Origin of the sequence: Afipia sp. Root123D2 (assembly GCF_001425835.1) — a bacterium.
GTDB lineage: Bacteria > Pseudomonadota > Alphaproteobacteria > Rhizobiales > Xanthobacteraceae > Afipia.
Map to the genome: position 1 here is coordinate 418,540 of NZ_LMDP01000002.1, position 19,724 is coordinate 438,263.

The window sequence follows — 19,724 nt, forward strand, 5'->3', positions numbered from 1 at the left end:
CATTGTGGTAATGCCGCCGGCAACGGCAGATTTCAGCATGACCGGCTTCACAGCGCCCCGAAAAATGAGTTAGGTCAACGGTGCGCACGGTCTTCCGTCGCAAACCCACGTCCGCATGGAATTCGAGGCATGGCCCGCAGGTTTTCCGCTCCGTACCAGATGGAGCCCGTATCCAGTCTGGCGACGTGGGCGCGCCGCCTCGCGATCTTCTCGCTGATCACGGCGATCGTTTCGATCATCATCGTCCGGTTCGGCTTTCTCGATTTCAAGCCGGCGCTTGCCACCTTCTTCGGCGCGCTTGCCTGCGCCGGATTGTCGATCCTGGTCAGCATCGCCGCTTTCGCAGCGATCTGGCAGAACGGATCTCGCGGCATGGCACGAATTCTGTTCGCGCTGCTGCTCGACATCCTGATCCTAGCCTATCCTGCCTATCTCGCGTTCCAGTACCGGACGCTGCCGCCGATCCACGACATCACCACCGACCCGATCAATCCGCCGCAGTTCGACGCACTGGCGCGGCTGCGCGCTGGCGACGAAGTGAACACCGGCATCTACTCTGGCCTTTATTCGGCGGAATTGCAGCGCGCGGCCTATCCCAATATCGAACCAGTCGATCTCGATGTTTCACCGCAAAAGGCCTACGACACCGTTCTCCATCTCGTGGCACGGCGAAAATGGCTCGTGGTCGACGAACGTCCGCCACAGCCGCCACTGCGCATCGCGCGGATCGAAGCCGTGGCGCGAACGCCGATTATGGGATTCCGCGAGGATGTCTCGATCCGGATCGTGCCGTTCGGCGATGGATCGCGGGTCGATGTCCGCTCGTCGTCCCGGTATTTCGAGCACGACCTGGGCAGCAACGCCGCACGCATCACCAAGCTGATCGACGATCTCAATCAGGCGATCGACGACGCCGCGCCGGCGAAAAAGATTCTGGCGCCGGCCAAGCCTCAGGCCAAGGGCCCGGTCAAGCGATAGACCCCGTCGATGGTCGGATCGCCGTCGGTCGCAACCACATTGCGCCCGACAAGGTCCTCAAGATGCGCCAGCACCGAATAACCTGCAGCCCCCATCAACCGCGGATCGATTCCGATATAGCTCGCGCGTACGATGGTCGGAATATCGGCAGCCCCTTTTGCGAGCCGATGCAGGATCGAGGCTTCGCGCGCCTTGCGGTGGCGGCTGAGGAAGTACACGAAGCGGATGGCATCGGGAATCTCGGCACCGTGGCCCGAGAAGTACAGATTTTCGTCACGCTGCGTCAGTTTGTCGAGCGACGCCATGTAGTCGATCATCGATCCGTCCGGCGGCGCGACGATGGAGGTCGACCATCCCATGACATGATCGCCGATGAACATCTGCCCGCGATCCTTGCACGCGAACGCCATATGGTTCGCGGTGTGGCCCGGCGTGGTCACCGCCTCCAGCGCCCAGCCTTCGCCTGAAACCACATCGCCATCCTTCAGGGTGACGTCGGGGCGGAAATTACGGTCCGCGCCGGATTCGGTCGAGCGGGTCTCGCTGGCATAGGCCGGACGCGACGCACGATGCGGCCCCTCCGCATAGACGGTGGCGCCGGTCGCAGCCTTGATGCGCGCAGTGCCGGGCGAATGATCGTTATGAGTGTGGGTGACGAAGATATGCGTCACGGTTTCATTGCGCACGGCGTTGAGCAGCGCTTCGGCATGTGCCTCATCGGCCGGACCGGGATCGATAATCGCGACCTTGCCCTTGCCGACAATGTAGCTGACCGACCCGGTGAACGTGAACGGACTGGGATTATTGCACAGCAGGCGGCGGACGCCGGGCGCCACCTCATCGACCACATTGGGTTGAAGCGGAAAATTCCGGTTGAACGGAATGTCGTCGTTAACGTTCACGCTGCTGCTTGCCCGGTCAAAATCTTACGAGAATGCCTGGATGCCGGTGATGGCACGGCCGAGAATGAGGGCGTGCACATCATGCGTTCCTTCGTAAGTATTCACAGTCTCGAGATTCTGGGCGTGACGCATCACGTGATATTCGCTGGAGATACCGTTGCCGCCGTGCATGTCGCGAGCAAGCCGCGCGATATCGAGCGCCTTGCCGCAATTGTTGCGCTTGACGATCGAGATCATTTCGGGGGCCATTTTGCCCTCGTCCATCAGGCGGCCAACGCGTAGCGATCCCTGCAGACCGAGCGCGATCTCGGTTTCCATATCGGCGAGCTTCTTCTGCACGAGCTGGGTCGCCGCCAACGGGCGGTTGAACTGCTTGCGGTCGAGCGTGTACCGGCGCGCGCGTGCGAAGCAATCCTCCGCCGCGCCCATCGCGCCCCACGAAATGCCATAGCGGGCGCGGTTGAGGCAGCCGAACGGTCCGGCCAGGCCCGAGACGTTCGGCAGCAGCGCGCTTTCCGGCACTACAACGCCGTCCATCACGATTTCGCCGGTGATCGACGCGCGCAACGACAGCTTGCCGCCGATCTTCGGCGCCGACAGGCCCTTCATGCCCTTTTCGAGAATAAAGCCGCGCACCTTGTTGTCATGCGCCGCGGATTTCGCCCACACCACGAACACGTCGGCGATCGGCGCGTTGGAAATCCACATCTTGGAACCGGTCAGGCGATAGCCGTCCGCGACCTTCTCGGCACGGGTCTTCATGCCGTCGGGATCGGAGCCGGCGTCCGGCTCGGTCAGGCCGAAGCAGCCGACCCACTCGCCGGTCGCGAGCTTGGGCAGATATTTCTTGCGCTGGCTTTCGTCGCCATAGGCATAGATCGGATACATCACCAGCGACGACTGCACGCTGTTCATCGAGCGGTAGCCGGAATCGACGCGCTCGATCTCGCGCGCCACGAGGCCGTAGGCGACATAGTTCGCGTTGGCGCAGCCATATTCCTCCGGCAGAGTGACGCCGATCAGGCCGAGTTCGCCCATCTCGTTAAAAATCTCACGGTCGGTTTTCTCTTCGAGATAAGCCTGCGTCACACGCGGCAGCAGCTTTTCCTGCGCATACGATCTCGCGGTGTCGCGGATCATGCGCTCGTCTTCGGTGAGCTGATCGTCGAGCACGAACGGATCATCCCACTGGAACGTCACCTTGGCAGGTTTGTCCTTGGTCTGGGGTCGCGTGCTCATGAGAAAGTCCTTTCAGATAACAGCCGCAAGTTTTGCGCGGCAATTTTTACGTTAAATCCTTGGCCTCAGGTTGCAAGCGCAAAACCGGTTCCTCGAATGAGGATTGCGCACACGCCTTCAGCCGTCAAACGGCTCGTTGGACACGATCTCGATGCCGAATCCGGAGAGACCCTTGTAGTCGTGAGCCGATGAGGTGAGATGACGGATCGACGTCACGCCAAGATCGCGCAGGATCTGGGCACCGACGCCGACCTCGCGCCACTGGCGGTTGCGATCGGCTTCGGCGGAATGATCGCCGTCGAGCGGCGCCACCGGCACACCAGCCGCGCCGTCGCGCAGGTAGACCAAAACGCCGCTGCCGTTCTTCCTGAAGGCTTCGAGAGCGGTGGACACCCGGTCGTTGCCGAAGAAAATATCACGCACGATATTGGGCTTGTGAAACCGCGTCAGCACGCTCTGCCCGTCGCCGATGCTGTTGTAGACAAAGGCGACGTGATAGATCGGATCGAACGGCGAACGATAGGCATAGCCCTGGAGCGGTCCGATCGGGCTGTCCACCGTGAAACTCGATACGCGTTCGATCAGTTTTTCGCGCGCCTGCCGGTACGCGATCATGTCCGCGATAGTGACGTGCTTAAGATTGTGCTGCCGGGCGAACTGAACGACCTGCTCGCCCTTCATCACCGTGCCGTCGTCATTCATCAATTCGCTGATGACGCCGACCGGCGGAAGATTTGACATCTTGCAGAGATCGACCGCAGCCTCGGTATGGCCCGAACGCAGCAGCACGCCGCCGTCGCGCGCAATCAGCGGAAAGATGTGGCCGGGGCGCGCGAAATCCGCAGCACCGGCGTTCGGGTTCGCCAGTGCGCGGCAGCAGGCGGTTCGCTCTTCGGCCGAAATGCCGGTGGTCATGCCCGGCTTGTAATCGATCGACACCGTGAAGGCGGTTGTGTGGTTGGAGTCGTTGTGCGCCACCATCGGATCGAGCCGCAGACGGCGCGCCTCCTCCGTCGTGAGCGGCGCGCAAACGATGCCGGAGGTATGGCGGATGATGAACGCCATCTTGTCGGCGGTACAGAGCGAGGCGGCGACGATCAGATCGCCCTCGCCTTCCCGGTCCTCGTCGTCAGTCACGACAACAATCTCGCCGGCGGCGAAGGCCTTGAGGACCTCGGGAATAGGATGGGGCATCAATGTGCTCGCTTGTGAATTTGACGGCCTGATCCTATGGCTCAGGCCGCGCTGCGGCGCAACAGCACTCTCCACATGGCGGTTATCCACCCGCTTTTCCAGCCAAATCGGGCTGGATCGGACGCGAAAATCCGTATGAAACGTCCTGATTCCGGTCGTCAGGCTGCCGACTGCTCTCGTTCATTCCGCAGGCTGAAATCGTAGCGCAGATAACGGTGAGGCCGGCCGATGCGCCCGCCGCCCAGCGGCAAGGTTTCGGTCCGGCGTTCGAACTCCGCGACCAGGGAATCCTTGACGCCGAAGACCACGTCGGAATCCAGATATTCGTCACCCTTCACGAATACATGGGTCACGAGCTTTTCGTGGCCGGGCGCGGCAATCATGAAATGGACATGCGCCGGGCGGAACGCATGGCGGCCGGCCGCCGCCAGCAATTCGCCCGCAGGGCCATCGACGGGGATCGGATAACTGCGCGGCATAATCGACCAGAACCAGAAGCGCCCCTCTGCGTCAGTCCGGAGCCTGCCGCGGAGGAAAAACACGCCGGGCTCGCTGAGCTGCAAATCGTAATGCCCCTCGTCGTCCGATTGCCAAACGTCGACGGTTGCATTGGCGAGAACAGAGCCATCCGACGAGCGGACAATGCCCTCAACGAACAGCGGCTCGCCTTCGAGGCCGCCGGAAATATCCGCGCCAGGTTCGACGGCGGGCGCGCCCTCGACGTAAAACGGCCCGAGCACCGTCGTTTCCGTCGTGGCGCCGCCGCGCGCATGGTTGATCGTATCCACGAGCATGGAAACCCCGAGCGTATCGGACAGCAGGATGAACTCCTGCCGGCGCTCGTCGCACATCTGGCCAGTCCGGGTCAGGAAGTCGATCGCCGTGGCCCATTCTGCCTCGGTGGGCCGCAACTCGCGCACGAACGCGTGCAAATGGCGCACGAGACTCTGAAGCATCTGCCGTGTCCGCGGATCCGGCGCATGCGCGATGCGGTCGAGAACGGCTTGCGTGAGCGTCTGTTCACTGTAATCGCGCATGACGAACTCCGGATTGGTCAGCCTCAGTGCCAAACGGCGATAGCACGTCGCCGCTTCGGACGATCATCAAATCGAGGTCAAATTGCCTACGGCAGGACTTCCTTGCGCTCGCGCAGGCTGGCGTCCATTTCGGCGCGCATGTCCGCCAGCAACCCTTGATCGGCAGTCTGGATCACCTTGTAGAGTTCGCGGGCATCGCTGATCCGGGTCACCGTCACGTAGTCGGCGCCAGCCTCGTACTGATCGTCGACATCAGCCAGGAGGTCGGCGGTCGCGACAATCTTCGCGGTTGGATTGAGCGAGCGGACGTGACGGACCAGTTTCTCGTTGTTCGCGCCCTTCAGGAGCGAGTCCGGTACGCTCAGAATAATGATTTCGGCCTTCCCGACACCGGCATGAGTCAGGGTATCGACGTTGCTGATATCGCCATAGACGACGTGGATGCCCCGCTGCACCAGGGTACGAAACACGTTGGGATTGAAGTCCACCACGCTGATCTGGCCGAGCAGCGACTTGTCCTGCTGTTCGATCTCGCTGAGCAGGGCGCTCGCTGCGCGAAAGAAGCCGAGAATGACGATCCGCCGCGCCTCGCCATGACCGCCGCCCTCATGGTCGGCATCCTGACCATGGTCGAGGTCGCGCAGGCCGAGCCGTTTCAGCGGGCCGATCGCAGCGCGGGTGATCTGGTCGCTGCGCGCGATGACGAAAGTGCTGACAACCGCGAGGATGACGAACGCAAACGACGCCGCATTCGCGGTCTGCATGCTGATGTGCTTGGCCGCGACACCGGTCTGGATCACCACCAGCGAAAACTCGCTGATCTGTGCGAGATTGAGCGCGGGCAAAAGGCTGGCACGCAGCCCCTGCTTCAACAGGTACAGCGGCAAGAATGTCGTCACCAGCCTGCTCACCACCGTGAACACCGCGATCACCAGCGCAAGACTGATCACCGAACCACTCGGCACCGGGATCGTCATACCCAGCGCAACGAAGAAAAGCGTAATGAAGAAGTCGCGCAGCGTCGTGACCTTCGCCGTCACATCGAGTGCATAGGGGAAGGTGGACAGTGATACGCCCGCGACCAGCGATCCCATCTCACGGGACAGATGCAGCCGCTCCGCGACCTCGCCGATCAAGAAGCACCAGGCCAGGGCACCGAGCAGGACCAGTTCGGGCTGGCGCGCGATCTGATGAAACAGTTTCGGCAACACATAGCGGCTGAGCAGCAGTGCGGTTGCGACCAGCACGCCGACACGTACGACCGACAACAGGACGATGCTGATCTGCAGATCGTCGAGACTGGGCTGCACGGCGAGAAACAGGATCGCGAAAATATCCTGCAACACCAGAACGCCGAGGGTGATGCGTCCCGGCAGCGTGTCCAGTTCGCGTTTCTCGTACAGGACCTTGACGATGATGACGGTGCTGCTCAGCACACACGCGACGCAGAGATAGAGCGCATCGAACTTGCCGCCGCCGAGGGACAATCCGATCCCGACAAAGAAAGCAATGCCGAGCAGACAACCTCCGATCATCTGCCCGCCGGCCGTGAACAGAATCACCTTGCCGGCCCGGATGATCTTCTTCAGGTCGATTTCGAGCCCGATCATGAACAGCATGAAGATCAGGCCGAGTTCGGAGATGACGCTGATGGATTCTTCGGAGTGAACCCATCCTATGCCGAACGGGCCGATCACAAACCCGCCGATGAGATAGGCGAGAATCAGCGGTTGCCGGGAAAAATGCGCGACAAGCCCCAGCACCCACGCAAACAGGATGCACAGCGTGACATCTCGAATGAGATCGTGCATGTCCTCAGCTGATCCAGTGATGAAATCCCCGGAACCTGTATAGGGCCGCCACAATTGGTCTGAAAGTCCTAATTTCCGCGGGGCGTTGGCGGGATGGTGGACGACAATTTGTCGCGCTGCGTCAGTGCATCGGGCGAATCAACCCGTTGCCCTTATCCAGCGGATTTTATCCATTGAATTCATGCGATGGCGACCTCACCTGTCCGTACGGGTTGAACGATCGCCGCCGGATGGTCACAATAGCCCGGCAGGGAATCTTCTGCGGTGTTCAAGCCTGATTCGACACTCATTCTCTCGCGCGGTTTCCTCCCAACCTCTTTTAGAACGAATTGCTGCAAGGCTTTCCCATGACATCTCGCGTGATCTCCCTTTCCAATACTGTAGCCGGCGTGCTGCTCTCACTGGTGGCCCTGACGTTCACAGGGTCCGATGCGACGGCACAGGAGGGCGCATCACCGGCGGGAGTCTGGCTCACGGAGAAAGGCGATGCCCGAATCCAGGTCACGCATTGCGGCTCGGGGATTTGCGGCAAGGTGGTTTGGCTCCGCGACCCGATCGACGCCGCCACCGGCAAACCGCAGACCGACGACAAGAACCCGAATCCGTCGCTGGCCGCCCGTCCGATGATCGGCTTGCCGCTGTTCAACGATATGCGGTCGACCGCACCGTCCCAATGGGCGGGTCGAATCTACAATGCAGATGACGGCAGGTTCTATGCGAGCAACATCGCCATGACAGGACCGACGACCCTGCGAGTCGAGGGCTGTGTCGGCGCTTTGTGCGGCGGTGAGACCTGGAAAAAGATCAGCGGCCGCTGAGGCCGAAAAATATATGTAATTTCAGGAAGATACATGGTCGGAGTGGCAGGATTTGAACCTGCGACCCCTGCGTCCCGAACGAAATGTTCTATCCGCAAATAATTGATTTTACTGTGCTTTTCGTTTTACCTGATGTCATATTTTCACGTTTCGTTCACGGTATATCTGCAACGAAACTGCAAACAGCGGGCGGGTATTTGAATACTTGCTCGCGGAGTATGGGCCTCGATTTTTCACGAAGCTAAAGCTCCAGGCCAGTTCAGTGGAACTAGACCCTTGCGGGGAAATACAGAGTCACCGTTAATCCCCTGTCAGCAGCGAACCACTGGACGTCCTGTATGAAACTCAATCACTGGGAGCCTGATCTGCGAACGATCAGCACGTGGATTCAGGACGGCGAGATTGACTTACAACCTAATTTCCAGCGAGGCGATGTCTGGCCTCTCCCCAAAAAGCGGAAGCTGATTGACACTGTTCTAAGGGGCTGGTCCATACCGCCAATCCACGTCGTCGTGACGCCCTCTGGCACGCTTGAGGTTTTGGATGGCCAGCAGCGCTTAACCGCCATCCGGGACTTCATGAGGGATGACTTCCCTGTCGATGGCTCGGTTGAACCGTTCGATCATTCGATTGAAGAACTGCACGGCACCCGATATTCGAATCTACCGCTTACGATGCGGAGGGCGTTCGATCAGTATACACTTCGGGTTTTCCGCATAACGGACTCCCGAACAATGGGAATGGGAGAGCTAGCCGCATTTCATCTTTGGTGGGCACTCAAAAATCTTAGCGAAAAGACGGTACTGCTTCTCGAAGAGCCTGAATCTTATCTATCACCAAGTTGCCAGACCGCTTTTGCGATCATTTTGGCGCAGCGCGCTGTCCAAATGAAAGCGTTCGTTATTTTAACAACGCATTCTCCTGCGATCATAAGAGAAGCAGGCCTACACAATCTTCGCTTTCTTTATCGTGACGGACGAAATTCGCTTCTTAGCAATCCAAAGAGAATCGAAGCACTGCTCAATGGCGTCGGAATAGAGACACGAACCGACACAATATTGCTGGTTGAAGACCAAGCTGCAGCTTTATTCACTGGCCTATGGCTAGCGCACTTTGATCCGATGGTTGCGATTGGAGTCGAAGTTCATCCATTAAAAGGAGCGAGCAATATAAACAAATTACTTGAAGCCTTTCCATCTACGGCAAGCTCTGTTCGAATACGCGGCCTGTATGATGGCGATCAAAAAGGCCAAGTGCCACGAGGAATAGAGCACCTAGCGGCCTTTCTTCCTGGTGATGTTTGCCTTGAGGCTATGTACCGCAAAATGCTCGCGGCTGATTATGATCGGGTTGGCCCTCTGCTCGGAATAGCTGATCTGGCAGCCATTCTTTATTCTCTCAGACAGTACGAAGACCATGATTGGTTCGTTAAGCTGGCGAGTGCGGCGAATTTAACGATTGAGCAACTCCACCTACCGCTGTTTAAGGCTTGGATATCTGATCAAAACAATCTGAATCTTGCCAAACAGGCATTCGAAGCACTGCAAAAAATCCTTGATTCCAATCGTTACTAATCGCATCCAAAACAGAGGCCGACGTGACAGTTCTCCAGAATGCGAGACTATCTCGTGGAGAGCAACTGGCCGATTAGCCTTCAATGGGCAACTCGTTCCGGCTTCTTCCCGACTCTGACCTTAATGGCTTGAGACTTCTCCTTTTCTAGCCCATCTCTTAAACCGGCGGAAGCTGCTATACCAATTTCCGCAAGGACTTCCGTTAGCGCATTAACGGCTGGAGCAAACTCTTGCTCTTTGCTAGGCGCGATCTCAAACTTGACTCCTAATTCTATTTGGAACGCTAGAAATGCAGAGGGCGGTTCTAGTTTCCATCCAGCATCAATTAGTGCATGCGCGATTACATTTGCGAAGTTCTTGGCCTCGGGGTCATCTTGGTATGTTACCAAGTCAAACACTTGCCCCTGAAATGGCCTTGCCGCTTCGATTAACCTTGCACTTTGTTCTTGGTTTAGGGATCGCCATGCCATTTCTTTTTCGAGCGTAAGCCTGGCGAGTCTCTCTCCTTCCGCGATTCTATTAGCTTCAGCTCCTCGAGCATCCGCTAGAGAAATGCGTTCGTCAGAATCTTGTTTATATTTCTCAAACTCAGTTTTGGACTCCGAAATCTCGGCTCTCTGCAATCTTACAACAAACCAAGTTGAAAGCCCTGCGATCAAACCAGCCACCCCTACAATCAGGAGTGAAGCACGCATTAGATCTTCCCAGCTGTGGAGCGAGAGACCCCAAATCATTTTCGCTCTCTTTGAAATAGTCATTTTAGACAATCGGGTGTCGGTTTGTCTGAGTCCTACGAGCATGAAGCAACAAATCGCGAAGACGCGGCGACCGCTATTAGGTGTCAATAGCTTTAGGCTGACCTCAATTCGATTTGCTGGAATACAAAATCAAAGAACGAGGAAATAGCCGAACCAAAATCGCGCCTTGGCTTGGCTAGGCTTTGAACCTGCGCACCCTGCGTACTAGGCGCAACCAAGAGTAATTCACACACAATGAGCGACGATTCGAAACGGAAACACTCGAATGTGGGATGGAAAGATCAAGCTTAGTACAAAACTGACGCTTTTCGGAGCGCGTTTCTGCAAACGAAACTGCAAACAAGGTCAAATTAGCGGGTGAAAAATCGGAAATTCTTCAATGTTTTCAATGGTCGGAGTGGCAGGATTTGAACCTGCGACCCCTGCGTCCCGAACGCAGTGCTCTACCGGGCTGAGCCACACTCCGACATGAAGGCCGGTCTTATAACCTTGGGACTCGCGCACCGCAAGAAGCGGTATAAAAGGTTTGGAGCGAAATTCCGCCCATCCCCAAAAGCGGTAAAAATGACGGTTGAGCTGACGACAGATACAATTTCCGTGGATTCCGGCGCGGCCGGCGCCGCTGCGACCTGTCTGGGCGGCGGCGGACTGGTCGCCTTCCCCACCGAAACCGTCTATGGGCTCGGCGCCGATGCCACGAACGCCATCGCCATTGCGCGGCTGTATCAGGCCAAGGGCCGCCCGTCGTTCAATCCCCTGATTGCCCACGTCCCCGATCTTGCAGCAGCACGGCGCATAGCAATCTTCAACGACACCAGCCTGAAACTGGCGAAGGCGTTCTGGCCGGGGCCGCTGACACTGGTTCTGCCGAAGGCGCCGGACTGCCCGGTGGCCGATCTCGCCACTGCCGGGCTCGAAACCATCGCACTTCGCGTGCCGGCGCATGCCGTGGCGCGAGACATTCTGCGCGCATTGGGGAAGCCGATAGTGGCGCCATCCGCGAACATCTCCGGCCACGTCTCGCCAACCACGGCGGATCACGTGCGCCACGATCTCGCCGGACGCATCGACCTGATTGTCGATGGCGGCCCGGTCGCCGTCGGCGTCGAATCCACCATCGTGAGCTGTCTCGCGGCGCCGATGTTATTGCGCCCCGGCGGCCTGCCCCGCGCCGAGATCGAGCGCATACTGGGACATGCGCTGGTGCAACCGCCTGCGGAAGTCGAAACCAACGACACCAATCCTCTCGCGCCCGGCATGATGTCGTCGCACTACGCACCGCGCACGCCAGTGCGCCTCGGGGCGAACAGCCTCAAAACCGGCGAGGCGCTGCTCGCCTTCGGCCCTGATGTTCTGCCTGCCGGCACCGAGAAGGTCATGAATTTGTCCCCGGCCGGAGACCTGGTGGAAGCCGCGGCCAATCTTTTCAGCTATCTTCGCGCCCTCGATCAGGTTGGCGCACGCGGCATCGCCGTGATGCCGATCCCCGATCATGGTCTCGGCGAAGCCATCAACGACCGGCTGCGGCGTGCCGCGATTCCGCAAGACTGAGAACCGGCACGCATAACGCACCGGCACAAACGAAAACGTCAGGGAAGGACAGAATGAACGTCGTGCAACAACCCCCTCGCCCCCTGCCCCCTGAGCTTATTGCGCGTTTCAAAGCCATCGTCGGTGACAAATACGCCGTCACTGATCCGTATGAGATCGCGCCTTATCTGGTGGAAGATCGCGGGCTGTTCTCCGGCACCGCGCCGCTGGTGCTGCGTCCCGGCTCGACCGCCGAAGTCTCCGCAATCTGCAAGCTCGCCACCGAAACCCGCACCGCGCTGGTGCCGCAAGGCGGCAACACCGGCCTCGTCGGCGCGCAGGTCCCGCATGGCGAAGTGGTGCTGTCGCTGCGGCGGCTCGACAAGATCCGCGAGATCGATCCGCAGTCCAACACCATGACCGCCGAAGCCGGTGTCATTCTTGCGAATGCGCAGCAGGCGGCCGCGGAGGTCGATCGTCTTTATCCGCTCTCACTCGGCTCCGAAGGAAGCTGCACGGTCGGCGGAAATCTCTCCTCCAACGCCGGCGGCATTGCAGCAGTGGCTTATGGCGTGGCGCGAGATCTTGTACTCGGTCTGGAAGTGGTGCTCGCGGACGGACAGATCATGCACGGCCTGTCCAAGCTGAAGAAGGACAACACCGGCTACAATCTGCGTAACCTGTTCATCGGCGCGGAAGGAACGCTCGGCATCATTACCGCCGCAACGCTGAAACTGTTTCCCAAGCCGCGCACCGTCGAGACTGCATTCGCCGGAATGGCCACGCCTGCCGACGCGCTGAAGCTGCTGGAAATTGCGCAGACCAGCGCCGCCAACAATCTCACCAGCTTCGAATTGCTTCCGCAGATCGGCATCGATTTCTGCGTCAAACATGGCCCGTCGATCCGCGCACCTTTAAGCGGACGGCACGGCTGGTACGTACTGATGGAGATTTCATCGCTGCGCGACGACGCGCGCGAAACTCTCGAAGCGATTCTCGCTGATGGCATGGAGAAAGGCATCGTCGAGGATGCGGTGATCGCCGCCAATCTCGATCAGCAGGCCGCGTTCTGGAAACTGCGCGAAGTCATGTCGCCGGCACAGAAGCCGGAAGGTGGATCGATCAAGCACGACGTCTCGGTGCCGGTGGCGGCAGTTCCGCAATTTCTCGCGGAGGCCGATGCCGCCGTGGTGAAACTCATCCCCGGTTCGCGGCCGTTCGCTTTCGGCCATCTCGGCGACGGCAATATCCACTACAACATCAGCCAGCCGCTCGGCGCCGACACCGAAGGCTTCATGGCGCGCTATCATGAGGTCAACGATATCGTCCACGGCATCGTGCTGTCACATGGCGGCTCGATTTCCGCCGAGCACGGCATCGGCGTGCTCAAACGCGATGAACTTCCGCACGTTAAGGATCCCGTGTCGATGTCGATCATGCGCGCGCTCAAGAAGCAGTTCGATCCGCTGAACATCCTCAATCCCGGCAAGGTGCTGTAACGAACGCAACCTTCAATCGAATAGCGACCCTTGCCCGCTGTCTCCCGCCGCGCTTTTCGCTGGCCGTGCCTTGCCGTTCACATCGGTCTTTCTTCGCACACGCGGCTTCCGTGCAGCCTCAACGTCTGCGGCAGCGGCCTCCTCGGCACTGATCGGCGCAACAAGCGCAGCATCGTCATTCGCGACGCGGTTCACCGCCGTCGAAACCTCATGCCAGGTGAAAGTGCCGGGCGGTGGCGCAGCCAATAGCGCCATCGCTTCTTCGGCCTCGGATGAGTTGCCGTCGAGCCAGCGGTCGAAATCCTCCGGCGCGATCGTGACCGGCATCCGGTGATGAAGCGATGCGAGATCGGGAGTCGCAGGCGTAGTGATGATCGCAACGGTATCAAGTTCCTCACCGTTCGGGCCGACCCAGGTTTCGGCGAGGCCGGCGAACGCAATCGGCTGGCCGTCTCGCGGATGGATGAAAAACGGCCGCTTGCGGGATGGCGACGGCTGCCACTCATAGTAGCCGTCCGCAGGCAGCAAGCAGCGGCGGCGCTTCATCGCATTGCGGAACGCCGGCTTGTCGAGCACGGTTTCGGCGCGTGCATTGATCACCAGCGAGAATGTTCGCGGATCCTTGACCCAGGAAGGCAACAGCCCCCATCGCATCAGCTGGAAACGCCGGACACCATTATCGAGCAAAACAACCGGCACCGGCTGGGTCGGCGCCACGTTATGGCGAGGCGGAAAATTGGGCTGATCAGCATAGCCGAATGCGCGTCGTAGCGCTTCCGGAGGCGAGATGATGACATACCGACCGCACATGACAGATTACCCGAATTGCCTACGTAAAATGCCTTGGAAAACAGGTTCGTTTAAGTCCTTTTAACCTTGCATCCCCAACAGTGGCGAAAATGGCGCCCTCAAACCTCGATACAGCACCTTCCGATCCCGACATGGCTGCGCCGACGGACGATGCGACCGCACGCGCGCAACGCTTGCAGGCCGCCAACATCAATCCGCGGACCGGCCTCGCCACCGACTATCTGAATCATTTCAACGAGGCCATCATGCTTCTCGAAATGATCCCCGACATGCCTGATTGCGCCGAGGACTTTCTGGACTGGCAGCCGCTGTCCTATCGCGACCATTTCGCGGCTTCCAATTTCAAGGCGCGGGAACTGGCGATCAGCGCCTATGAGCAATCCGATGGCGCTCTGCGCGCGGAGTTCGACAGCATCACCAACACAATGACATCCATCCTGATCGCCGTCGGCGACGCGATGCGCGACAGCAAGCAGGACGTCACCCGCACCACCCTGGCAGAACAGGCGACCGGCTGGGTCAAACCGTTGCTGACGCTGGCCGGTTCTATTATCAACGGCGCCAACGACGAAGCCGACATTGACCAGATCATGAATCAGCAGGCTCCGTGACACCGCCATCTACCACCGGCCCCCGGCTCGCCGTCAGTGCCGCGATTTTCCGGGACGGCAAAATTCTGCTGGTGCGGCGCGCCCGGGCTCCAGCCCGCGGGGTCTACACCCTGCCCGGCGGCCGGGTGGAATTCGGTGAAGCCCTGACCGAAGCGCTGACACGAGAAATCGCCGAGGAAACCCAGCTTACCATCGAGATCGTTGGCCTTGCCGGCTGGCGGGAAGCCCTGCCGGCGCAGACCGGCGGAGGCCATTTCGTTATCCTGCCGTTTGCAGCCCGCTGGATCGGCGGAGACCCGGTCCTGAACGACGAACTGGACGACGCGCAATGGCGCCTCCCGGGAACGCTCGGCGACCTGCGGCTAACCGAGGGGCTGGAGGAGGTGATCGCCACAGCCGCCCGGATGATTGGCAGCTGACCGGCCATTCGCCTTGCTTCCTCCACATCCAGAAGGCTATGACGGCCTTCATGCTGAAGCATATTTTCGCGGTTTTCCTTGTCATGACGGCGCTTGTTTCCGGTTCCGCCCGGGCACAGGACGCGGCCGCGCCGTTCGACGCCGACCTGCAACGGCTCGCCGAAATCCTCGGCGCGCTGCACTATCTGCGCGGGATTTGCGGCACCAACGAAGGCCAGAAATGGCGTAGCGAAATGCAGGCGCTGGTCGATGCCGAGACACCTACCGGTGATCGCCGCACACGGATGATCGCGAGTTTCAATCGCGGCTATAACGGCTTCCAGCAGACCTACCGGACCTGCACACCCGCGGCCAGCGTCGCGATCCGGCGTTATCTCGAGGAAGGCTCGAAGATCTCCCGCGACCTCACGGCACGCTACGCGAACTAACGGCTACGAGCGCTGCAATCTTTCCGGTGGATATCCTGCACGGACGCCCTGCGCGGGAAAGCCTAAAATGCCTGCCAAGCACCTTTAGACTCATTTGATTTCGGCTTGTTAACCTTTCCTAAAGAAGTGGTCTGGCCGGACCCGCGCCTCGTGCTAAAGCTCAGGTGGTTTCAACAGTGCGCCTTTTGCGGCCGCGCTTGCCCAGGTTGTTTCAGTTCATGACGCATTCGTCCCACCTCGCTCCGTCCCGCGCGCCCATGCCCGATCAGGAACAGAAGCAGGCTGCGCTGGGCTATCTCAACGAGGCCTGGGCTGAAGCCCTGCACGACGGCATCGACGGTGACTGTCTGGCGCAGGCCAGCCTGTTCACCGCCTTCGCGCAACTGGTCAGCACCTATGGTGAGGACGCCGTCGCCAAATTCGTCGAGGGCCTTCCCGGCCGGGTGCGCAGCGGCGAATTCTCGGTCGTCGCTTTCAAGCAATAGCTTGCCGCTGCCGCACTCTGTCGCGGCAATCAGGGCTTCAGCGTTTCCATGAAGCGGATGGTCTCGCCGGTTGACGGCGACACCAGTTCTCCCTGCCACATCACGCGGCGGCCGCGCACGAATGTTCCGACCGGCCAGCCCGTCACCTTCACCCCGTCATAGGGTGTCCAGCCCGCCTTCGAGGCGACCCATTCGTTGGTGATGGTTTCGCTGCGCTTCAGATCGACCACCGTGAAGTCGGCGTCGTAACCGGCCGCGATCCGGCCTTTGCAGGCGATGTTGAAAATCCGCGCCGGTCCCGCACTGGTAAGATCGACGAACCGCGCCAGCGACAGCCGACCGGCATTGACGTGGTCGAGCATGGTGGGCACCAGTGTCTGCACGCCGGTCATGCCCGATGGCGACGCGGGATAGGTCTTCGACTTCTCCTCGAGCGTATGCGGTGCGTGATCGGAGCCGAGTACGTCGACGATGCCCTGTTCGATCCCCCGCCAGATACCATCACGATGGCTGGCATCGCGCACCGGCGGATTCATCTGCGCGCGGGTCCCGAGGCGCTCGTAACAGTCGGGCGCAGCGAGCGTGAGATGGTGCGGCGTCGCCTCGACAGTCGCGACATCCTTGTGGTCGCGCAAATAATCCATCTCTTCTTTCGTCGAGATATGAAGCACATGGATCCGCGCACCGGTTTCACGCGCGATCGTCACCAGACGTTGCGTCGCCATCAGCGCCGCCATCTCGTCGCGCCACACCGGATGCGACCGCGGATCGCCCTCGATGCGGAGGCCCTTGCGGTCGTTGAGACGATATTCGTCCTCGGCATGGAACGAGGCGCGGCGGCGGATCACGCCGAGAATCTTTCGCAGACCGCCATCGTCCTCGACCAGCAGGCTGCCGGTCGATGAGCCGATGAAAACCTTGACGCCGGCGCAGCCCGGCGCACGCTCCAGTTCCGGCAGATTCTGATAATTCTCGCGCGTGCCGCCGATGAAGAAGGCGTAGTCGCAGTGCATCCGGTGATGGCCGGCCTTCACCTTCGTGGTAAATGTCTCTTCCGTGATCGTCAGCGGATTGGTGTTCGGCATTTCGAACACCCCGGTGACGCCGCCCATGACCGCGCTGTGCGATCCGGTTTCGAGGTCTTCCTTGTGAGTCAGTCCCGGCTCGCGGAAATGCACCTGGGTATCGATCACGCCGGGCAGGACGTGCAGTCCCTTGCAGTCGATCGTCTCGCCCGCGCTGGCCTGGCGGAGATCGCCGATCGCGGCGATGCGCCCGCCGGAAATACCAATATCCCGTACACCTTCGCCATCCTGGTTGACGACGGTGCCGGCTCTCAAAATCGTGTCAAATGTCTGGGTCATCGGTCCTTGCCGCCCGTTTTCAACCGGCACAACCGCCATGCGGGCCTTGTTGCAGGCACCTTACAGCCTTACGTTGCGATGTGGTATCCGCACAGTGTATTTTCCCAGCGAACTTCGGTTCTTAGAGACTTCTCCATGAAAGCAACGTTTCTCACCGATCGTGGCGTGGTGAAGGTCGGCGGCGATGACGCGCGCGGCTTTCTCAACGGTCTGGTGACGACCGATATCGATCTGCTGCAACCCGGATTGGCGCGTTTCGGCGCACTGCTGACGCCGCAGGGCAAGATCATCACGGATTTTCTGGTGACGCAGGTAACCGCCGGCCAGGGCGGCGGGTTCCTGTTCGATGTGCCGAAAGTGCTGGCGCAGACCCTCACCGACCGTCTCGACTTCTACAAACTGCGCGCCAAGGTGACTGTCGAGAACCTCTCCGACGGACTCGGCGTCCTCGCGGTCTGGGACGGCGAGCCGGCGATGAAGCCCGACCTCACCTTCGGTGATCCGCGCGATGCCCGGCTGGGCTGGCGGATTCTGATACCAGCCGATCTGGCCGGCAAGGCAGCGAGTGCTGTCGGCGCCGATATGGTGGATGTCTCCGGCTACGAGGCGCACCGGATCGCCTGCGGCGTGCCGCGCGGCGGAACGGATTTTACGTACGGCGACGCCTTTCCCCATGAGACCAACATGGACCGGCTCCACGGCGTCGATTTCGACAAGGGATGCTATGTCGGTCAGGAGGTCGTGTCGCGCATGGAGCATCGCGGCACGGCGCGGACGCGAACCATCCGCGTAATCGTCGCTCAATCCGTGCCCGAGCCTGGCATCGGCATCACCGCCGGGGATAAAACCATCGGGACCATGGGATCGACCGCCAACGGCCTTGGCCTCGCGCTGCTGCGGACAGACCGTACCCGCGACGCGCTCGACGCCGGATTGCCGCTGACGGCAGGCGGCATTCCGATTTCGCTTGTTGCACCCGAAGATGTTCGCACGCCGACCAAGAAAGCCTCGGCATGAGAAGCGCGCGTCTGCACGCCGACGGACTGCATCGCTGCCCGTGGCCCGGTGAAGATCCGGTTTACGTGGCCTATCACGATCAGGAATGGGGCGTCCCGGAGTACGACGATCGGGCGCTGTTCGAGAAACTGATTCTCGACGGCTTCCAAGCAGGATTGTCGTGGATCACGATCCTGCGCAAGCGCGATAATTTCCGCAAAGCCTTCGACGATTTCGATCCGGCGAAGATCGCGCGTTACAGCGACAAGAAAATCGAAGTACTGATGAACGACGCAAGCATCGTGCGCAACCGTTCCAAGATCGTCGGCACCGTCAACAGCGCCAAGGCTTATCTGAAAATCATGGAGGAGGGTCCCGGCTTCTCGAAGCTGTTGTGGAACTTCATGGACGGCAAGCCGAAGGTGAACCACTTCAAGACCACCGCCAGCGTGCCCGCCGAGACGCCGCTGTCGAAGGCGATGTCGAAGGAACTGCTATCTCACGGGTTCAAGTTCGTCGGGCCGACGATCGTCTACGCATTCATGCAGGCGACCGGCATGGTCAACGATCATCTGGTGAACTGCCATTGCCACGAGAGCTGTGGCAAGGCGAAGAAACCTGCGCGCTTCAAAGCCACATGAGTGCGAAGAAGACCTCGCCTGCCAAATCATCGGCCCGCGCCTGGCAACGGATGTTGTCGGGACGACGGCTCGACCTGCTCGATCCCTCGCCTCTCGACATCGAGGTGACCGATATCGCCCACGGGCTGGCGCGGGTCGCACGATGGAACGGGCAGACGTCCGGCCCGAACATTTTTTCCGTGGCCCAGCACACGCTGCTGGTCGAGGCCGTGCTGCGCAAACAGACCCCGCGCATCGATCACCGTGTCCGCCTGGCTGCGATGCTGCACGATGCGCCGGAATACGTCATCGGCGACATGATCTCACCGTTCAAGGCGGTGATCGGCGGTTCCTACAAGCTGGTCGAAAAGCGCCTGCTGTCGGCCATTCACATCCGGTTCGGCCTTCCCGCCATCCTGCCCGCCGAAATCGAACAGCAGATCAAGGCCGCCGATATGGGCGCGGCCTACCTTGAGGCGACGCACCTTGCGGGATTCGACGAGGCCGAAGCGAAACGGCTGTTCGGCCGCGATCCGAAACTACCGCCCGCTATTCAAGCCGACTATGTGTCGCCGTGGTCCGCCACCAAGGCGGAAAAACAGTTCATCGCCCGCTTCAAGGCGTTGCTGCCGTAAAATTTTCGCAGCGCCG

The 19,724-nt window shown here is 60.1% G+C and carries 20 protein-coding genes and 1 tRNA gene; 12 read left to right on the forward strand and 9 right to left on the reverse strand.

The window, feature by feature from the left end:
* Window positions 1-129 precede the first annotated feature (129 nt).
* On the forward strand, window positions 130-978 hold the full coding sequence (locus ASC80_RS11105) for a DUF1499 domain-containing protein (RefSeq protein ID WP_056296782.1): 849 nt from the start codon (window positions 130-132) through the stop codon (window positions 976-978).
* Here ASC80_RS11105 and ASC80_RS11110 read toward each other — a convergent pair.
* The 5 genes from ASC80_RS11110 to ASC80_RS11130 form a co-directional block, all read right to left on the reverse strand.
* Window positions 951-1,880, reverse strand: coding sequence for an MBL fold metallo-hydrolase (locus tag ASC80_RS11110; RefSeq protein WP_056296783.1), 930 nt, complete (start codon window positions 1,878-1,880; stop codon window positions 951-953). The genes ASC80_RS11105 and ASC80_RS11110 overlap by 28 nt on opposite strands.
* A gap of 24 nt (window positions 1,881-1,904) precedes the next feature.
* On the reverse strand, window positions 1,905-3,119 hold the full coding sequence (locus tag ASC80_RS11115; RefSeq protein ID WP_056296787.1) for an acyl-CoA dehydrogenase: 1,215 nt from the start codon (window positions 3,117-3,119) through the stop codon (window positions 1,905-1,907).
* A gap of 117 nt (window positions 3,120-3,236) precedes the next feature.
* Window positions 3,237-4,313: a 3,4-dihydroxy-2-butanone-4-phosphate synthase gene (gene ribB, locus ASC80_RS11120; RefSeq protein ID WP_056296789.1), complete on the reverse strand. Its 1,077-nt coding sequence runs from the start codon at window positions 4,311-4,313 to the stop codon at window positions 3,237-3,239.
* Window positions 4,314-4,471: 158 nt separating this feature from the next.
* The gene (locus ASC80_RS11125) at window positions 4,472-5,350 is read right to left on the reverse strand and encodes an intradiol ring-cleavage dioxygenase (protein ID WP_056298745.1); all 879 of its coding nucleotides are present in this window, start codon (window positions 5,348-5,350) and stop codon (window positions 4,472-4,474) included.
* Between the two features lie 86 nt (window positions 5,351-5,436).
* On the reverse strand, window positions 5,437-7,161 hold the full coding sequence (locus tag ASC80_RS11130) for a cation:proton antiporter (RefSeq protein ID WP_056296792.1): 1,725 nt from the start codon (window positions 7,159-7,161) through the stop codon (window positions 5,437-5,439).
* Between the two features lie 347 nt (window positions 7,162-7,508).
* Between ASC80_RS11130 and ASC80_RS11135 the strand changes: the two genes are divergently transcribed.
* Both ASC80_RS11135 and ASC80_RS11140 read left to right on the forward strand, forming a co-directional pair.
* Window positions 7,509-7,979: a DUF2147 domain-containing protein gene (locus tag ASC80_RS11135; RefSeq protein WP_056296794.1), complete on the forward strand. Its 471-nt coding sequence runs from the start codon at window positions 7,509-7,511 to the stop codon at window positions 7,977-7,979.
* Between the two features lie 338 nt (window positions 7,980-8,317).
* Window positions 8,318-9,553, forward strand: coding sequence for a GmrSD restriction endonuclease domain-containing protein (locus ASC80_RS11140; protein ID WP_056296798.1), 1,236 nt, complete (start codon window positions 8,318-8,320; stop codon window positions 9,551-9,553).
* 80 nt (window positions 9,554-9,633) lie between these two features.
* Here the strand turns inward: ASC80_RS11140 and ASC80_RS11145 are convergent, their stop codons facing one another.
* Both ASC80_RS11145 and ASC80_RS11150 read right to left on the reverse strand, forming a co-directional pair.
* Complete coding sequence (locus tag ASC80_RS11145; RefSeq protein ID WP_156464359.1) at window positions 9,634-10,248, reverse strand: hypothetical protein; 615 nt, start codon at window positions 10,246-10,248, stop codon at window positions 9,634-9,636.
* A 452-nt stretch (window positions 10,249-10,700) separates the two neighbouring features.
* Window positions 10,701-10,777 (reverse strand) — tRNA-Pro (locus ASC80_RS11150).
* A 98-nt stretch (window positions 10,778-10,875) separates the two neighbouring features.
* Here ASC80_RS11150 and ASC80_RS11155 point away from each other — a divergent pair.
* Both ASC80_RS11155 and ASC80_RS11160 read left to right on the forward strand, forming a co-directional pair.
* On the forward strand, window positions 10,876-11,862 hold the full coding sequence (locus ASC80_RS11155) for an L-threonylcarbamoyladenylate synthase (protein ID WP_056296803.1): 987 nt from the start codon (window positions 10,876-10,878) through the stop codon (window positions 11,860-11,862).
* Window positions 11,863-11,915: 53 nt separating this feature from the next.
* Window positions 11,916-13,340, forward strand: a complete 1,425-nt coding sequence (locus tag ASC80_RS11160; protein ID WP_056296805.1) for an FAD-binding oxidoreductase — start codon at window positions 11,916-11,918, stop codon at window positions 13,338-13,340.
* A 12-nt stretch (window positions 13,341-13,352) separates the two neighbouring features.
* Here the strand turns inward: ASC80_RS11160 and ASC80_RS11165 are convergent, their stop codons facing one another.
* Complete coding sequence (locus ASC80_RS11165; RefSeq protein ID WP_056296808.1) at window positions 13,353-14,150, reverse strand: SOS response-associated peptidase; 798 nt, start codon at window positions 14,148-14,150, stop codon at window positions 13,353-13,355.
* Between the two features lie 131 nt (window positions 14,151-14,281).
* Between ASC80_RS11165 and ASC80_RS11170 the strand changes: the two genes are divergently transcribed.
* From ASC80_RS11170 to ASC80_RS11185, 4 genes are all read left to right on the forward strand, one after another.
* On the forward strand, window positions 14,282-14,761 hold the full coding sequence (locus ASC80_RS11170) for a hypothetical protein (RefSeq protein ID WP_244487252.1): 480 nt from the start codon (window positions 14,282-14,284) through the stop codon (window positions 14,759-14,761).
* The gene (locus tag ASC80_RS11175) at window positions 14,758-15,180 is read left to right on the forward strand and encodes an NUDIX hydrolase (protein WP_056296811.1); all 423 of its coding nucleotides are present in this window, start codon (window positions 14,758-14,760) and stop codon (window positions 15,178-15,180) included. The genes ASC80_RS11170 and ASC80_RS11175 overlap by 4 nt, the downstream gene beginning before the upstream one ends.
* Window positions 15,181-15,230: 50 nt before the next feature.
* Window positions 15,231-15,608 (forward strand): TIGR02301 family protein, encoded by a 378-nt coding sequence (locus ASC80_RS11180; RefSeq protein ID WP_056298753.1) that lies wholly within the window; start codon window positions 15,231-15,233, stop codon window positions 15,606-15,608.
* A gap of 218 nt (window positions 15,609-15,826) precedes the next feature.
* Window positions 15,827-16,093, forward strand: a complete 267-nt coding sequence (locus ASC80_RS11185; RefSeq protein WP_056296814.1) for a hypothetical protein — start codon at window positions 15,827-15,829, stop codon at window positions 16,091-16,093.
* A 29-nt stretch (window positions 16,094-16,122) separates the two neighbouring features.
* Here the strand turns inward: ASC80_RS11185 and ASC80_RS11190 are convergent, their stop codons facing one another.
* Window positions 16,123-17,457, reverse strand: coding sequence for a dihydroorotase (locus ASC80_RS11190; protein WP_056296817.1), 1,335 nt, complete (start codon window positions 17,455-17,457; stop codon window positions 16,123-16,125).
* 135 nt (window positions 17,458-17,592) lie between these two features.
* On the opposite strand from ASC80_RS11190, the gene ygfZ reads away from it, so the two are divergent.
* From ygfZ to ASC80_RS11205, 3 genes are read left to right on the forward strand one after another with little or no spacing between them, the layout of a single operon-like run.
* Complete coding sequence (gene ygfZ / locus ASC80_RS11195; RefSeq protein ID WP_056296820.1) at window positions 17,593-18,474, forward strand: CAF17-like 4Fe-4S cluster assembly/insertion protein YgfZ; 882 nt, start codon at window positions 17,593-17,595, stop codon at window positions 18,472-18,474.
* Complete coding sequence (locus ASC80_RS11200; RefSeq protein ID WP_056296821.1) at window positions 18,471-19,094, forward strand: DNA-3-methyladenine glycosylase I; 624 nt, start codon at window positions 18,471-18,473, stop codon at window positions 19,092-19,094. Before ygfZ ends, ASC80_RS11200 begins: the two co-directional genes overlap by 4 nt.
* On the forward strand, window positions 19,091-19,708 hold the full coding sequence (locus ASC80_RS11205) for an HD domain-containing protein (RefSeq protein WP_056296824.1): 618 nt from the start codon (window positions 19,091-19,093) through the stop codon (window positions 19,706-19,708). The genes ASC80_RS11200 and ASC80_RS11205 overlap by 4 nt, the downstream gene beginning before the upstream one ends.
* The last annotated feature ends 16 nt before the right edge of the window (window positions 19,709-19,724 follow it).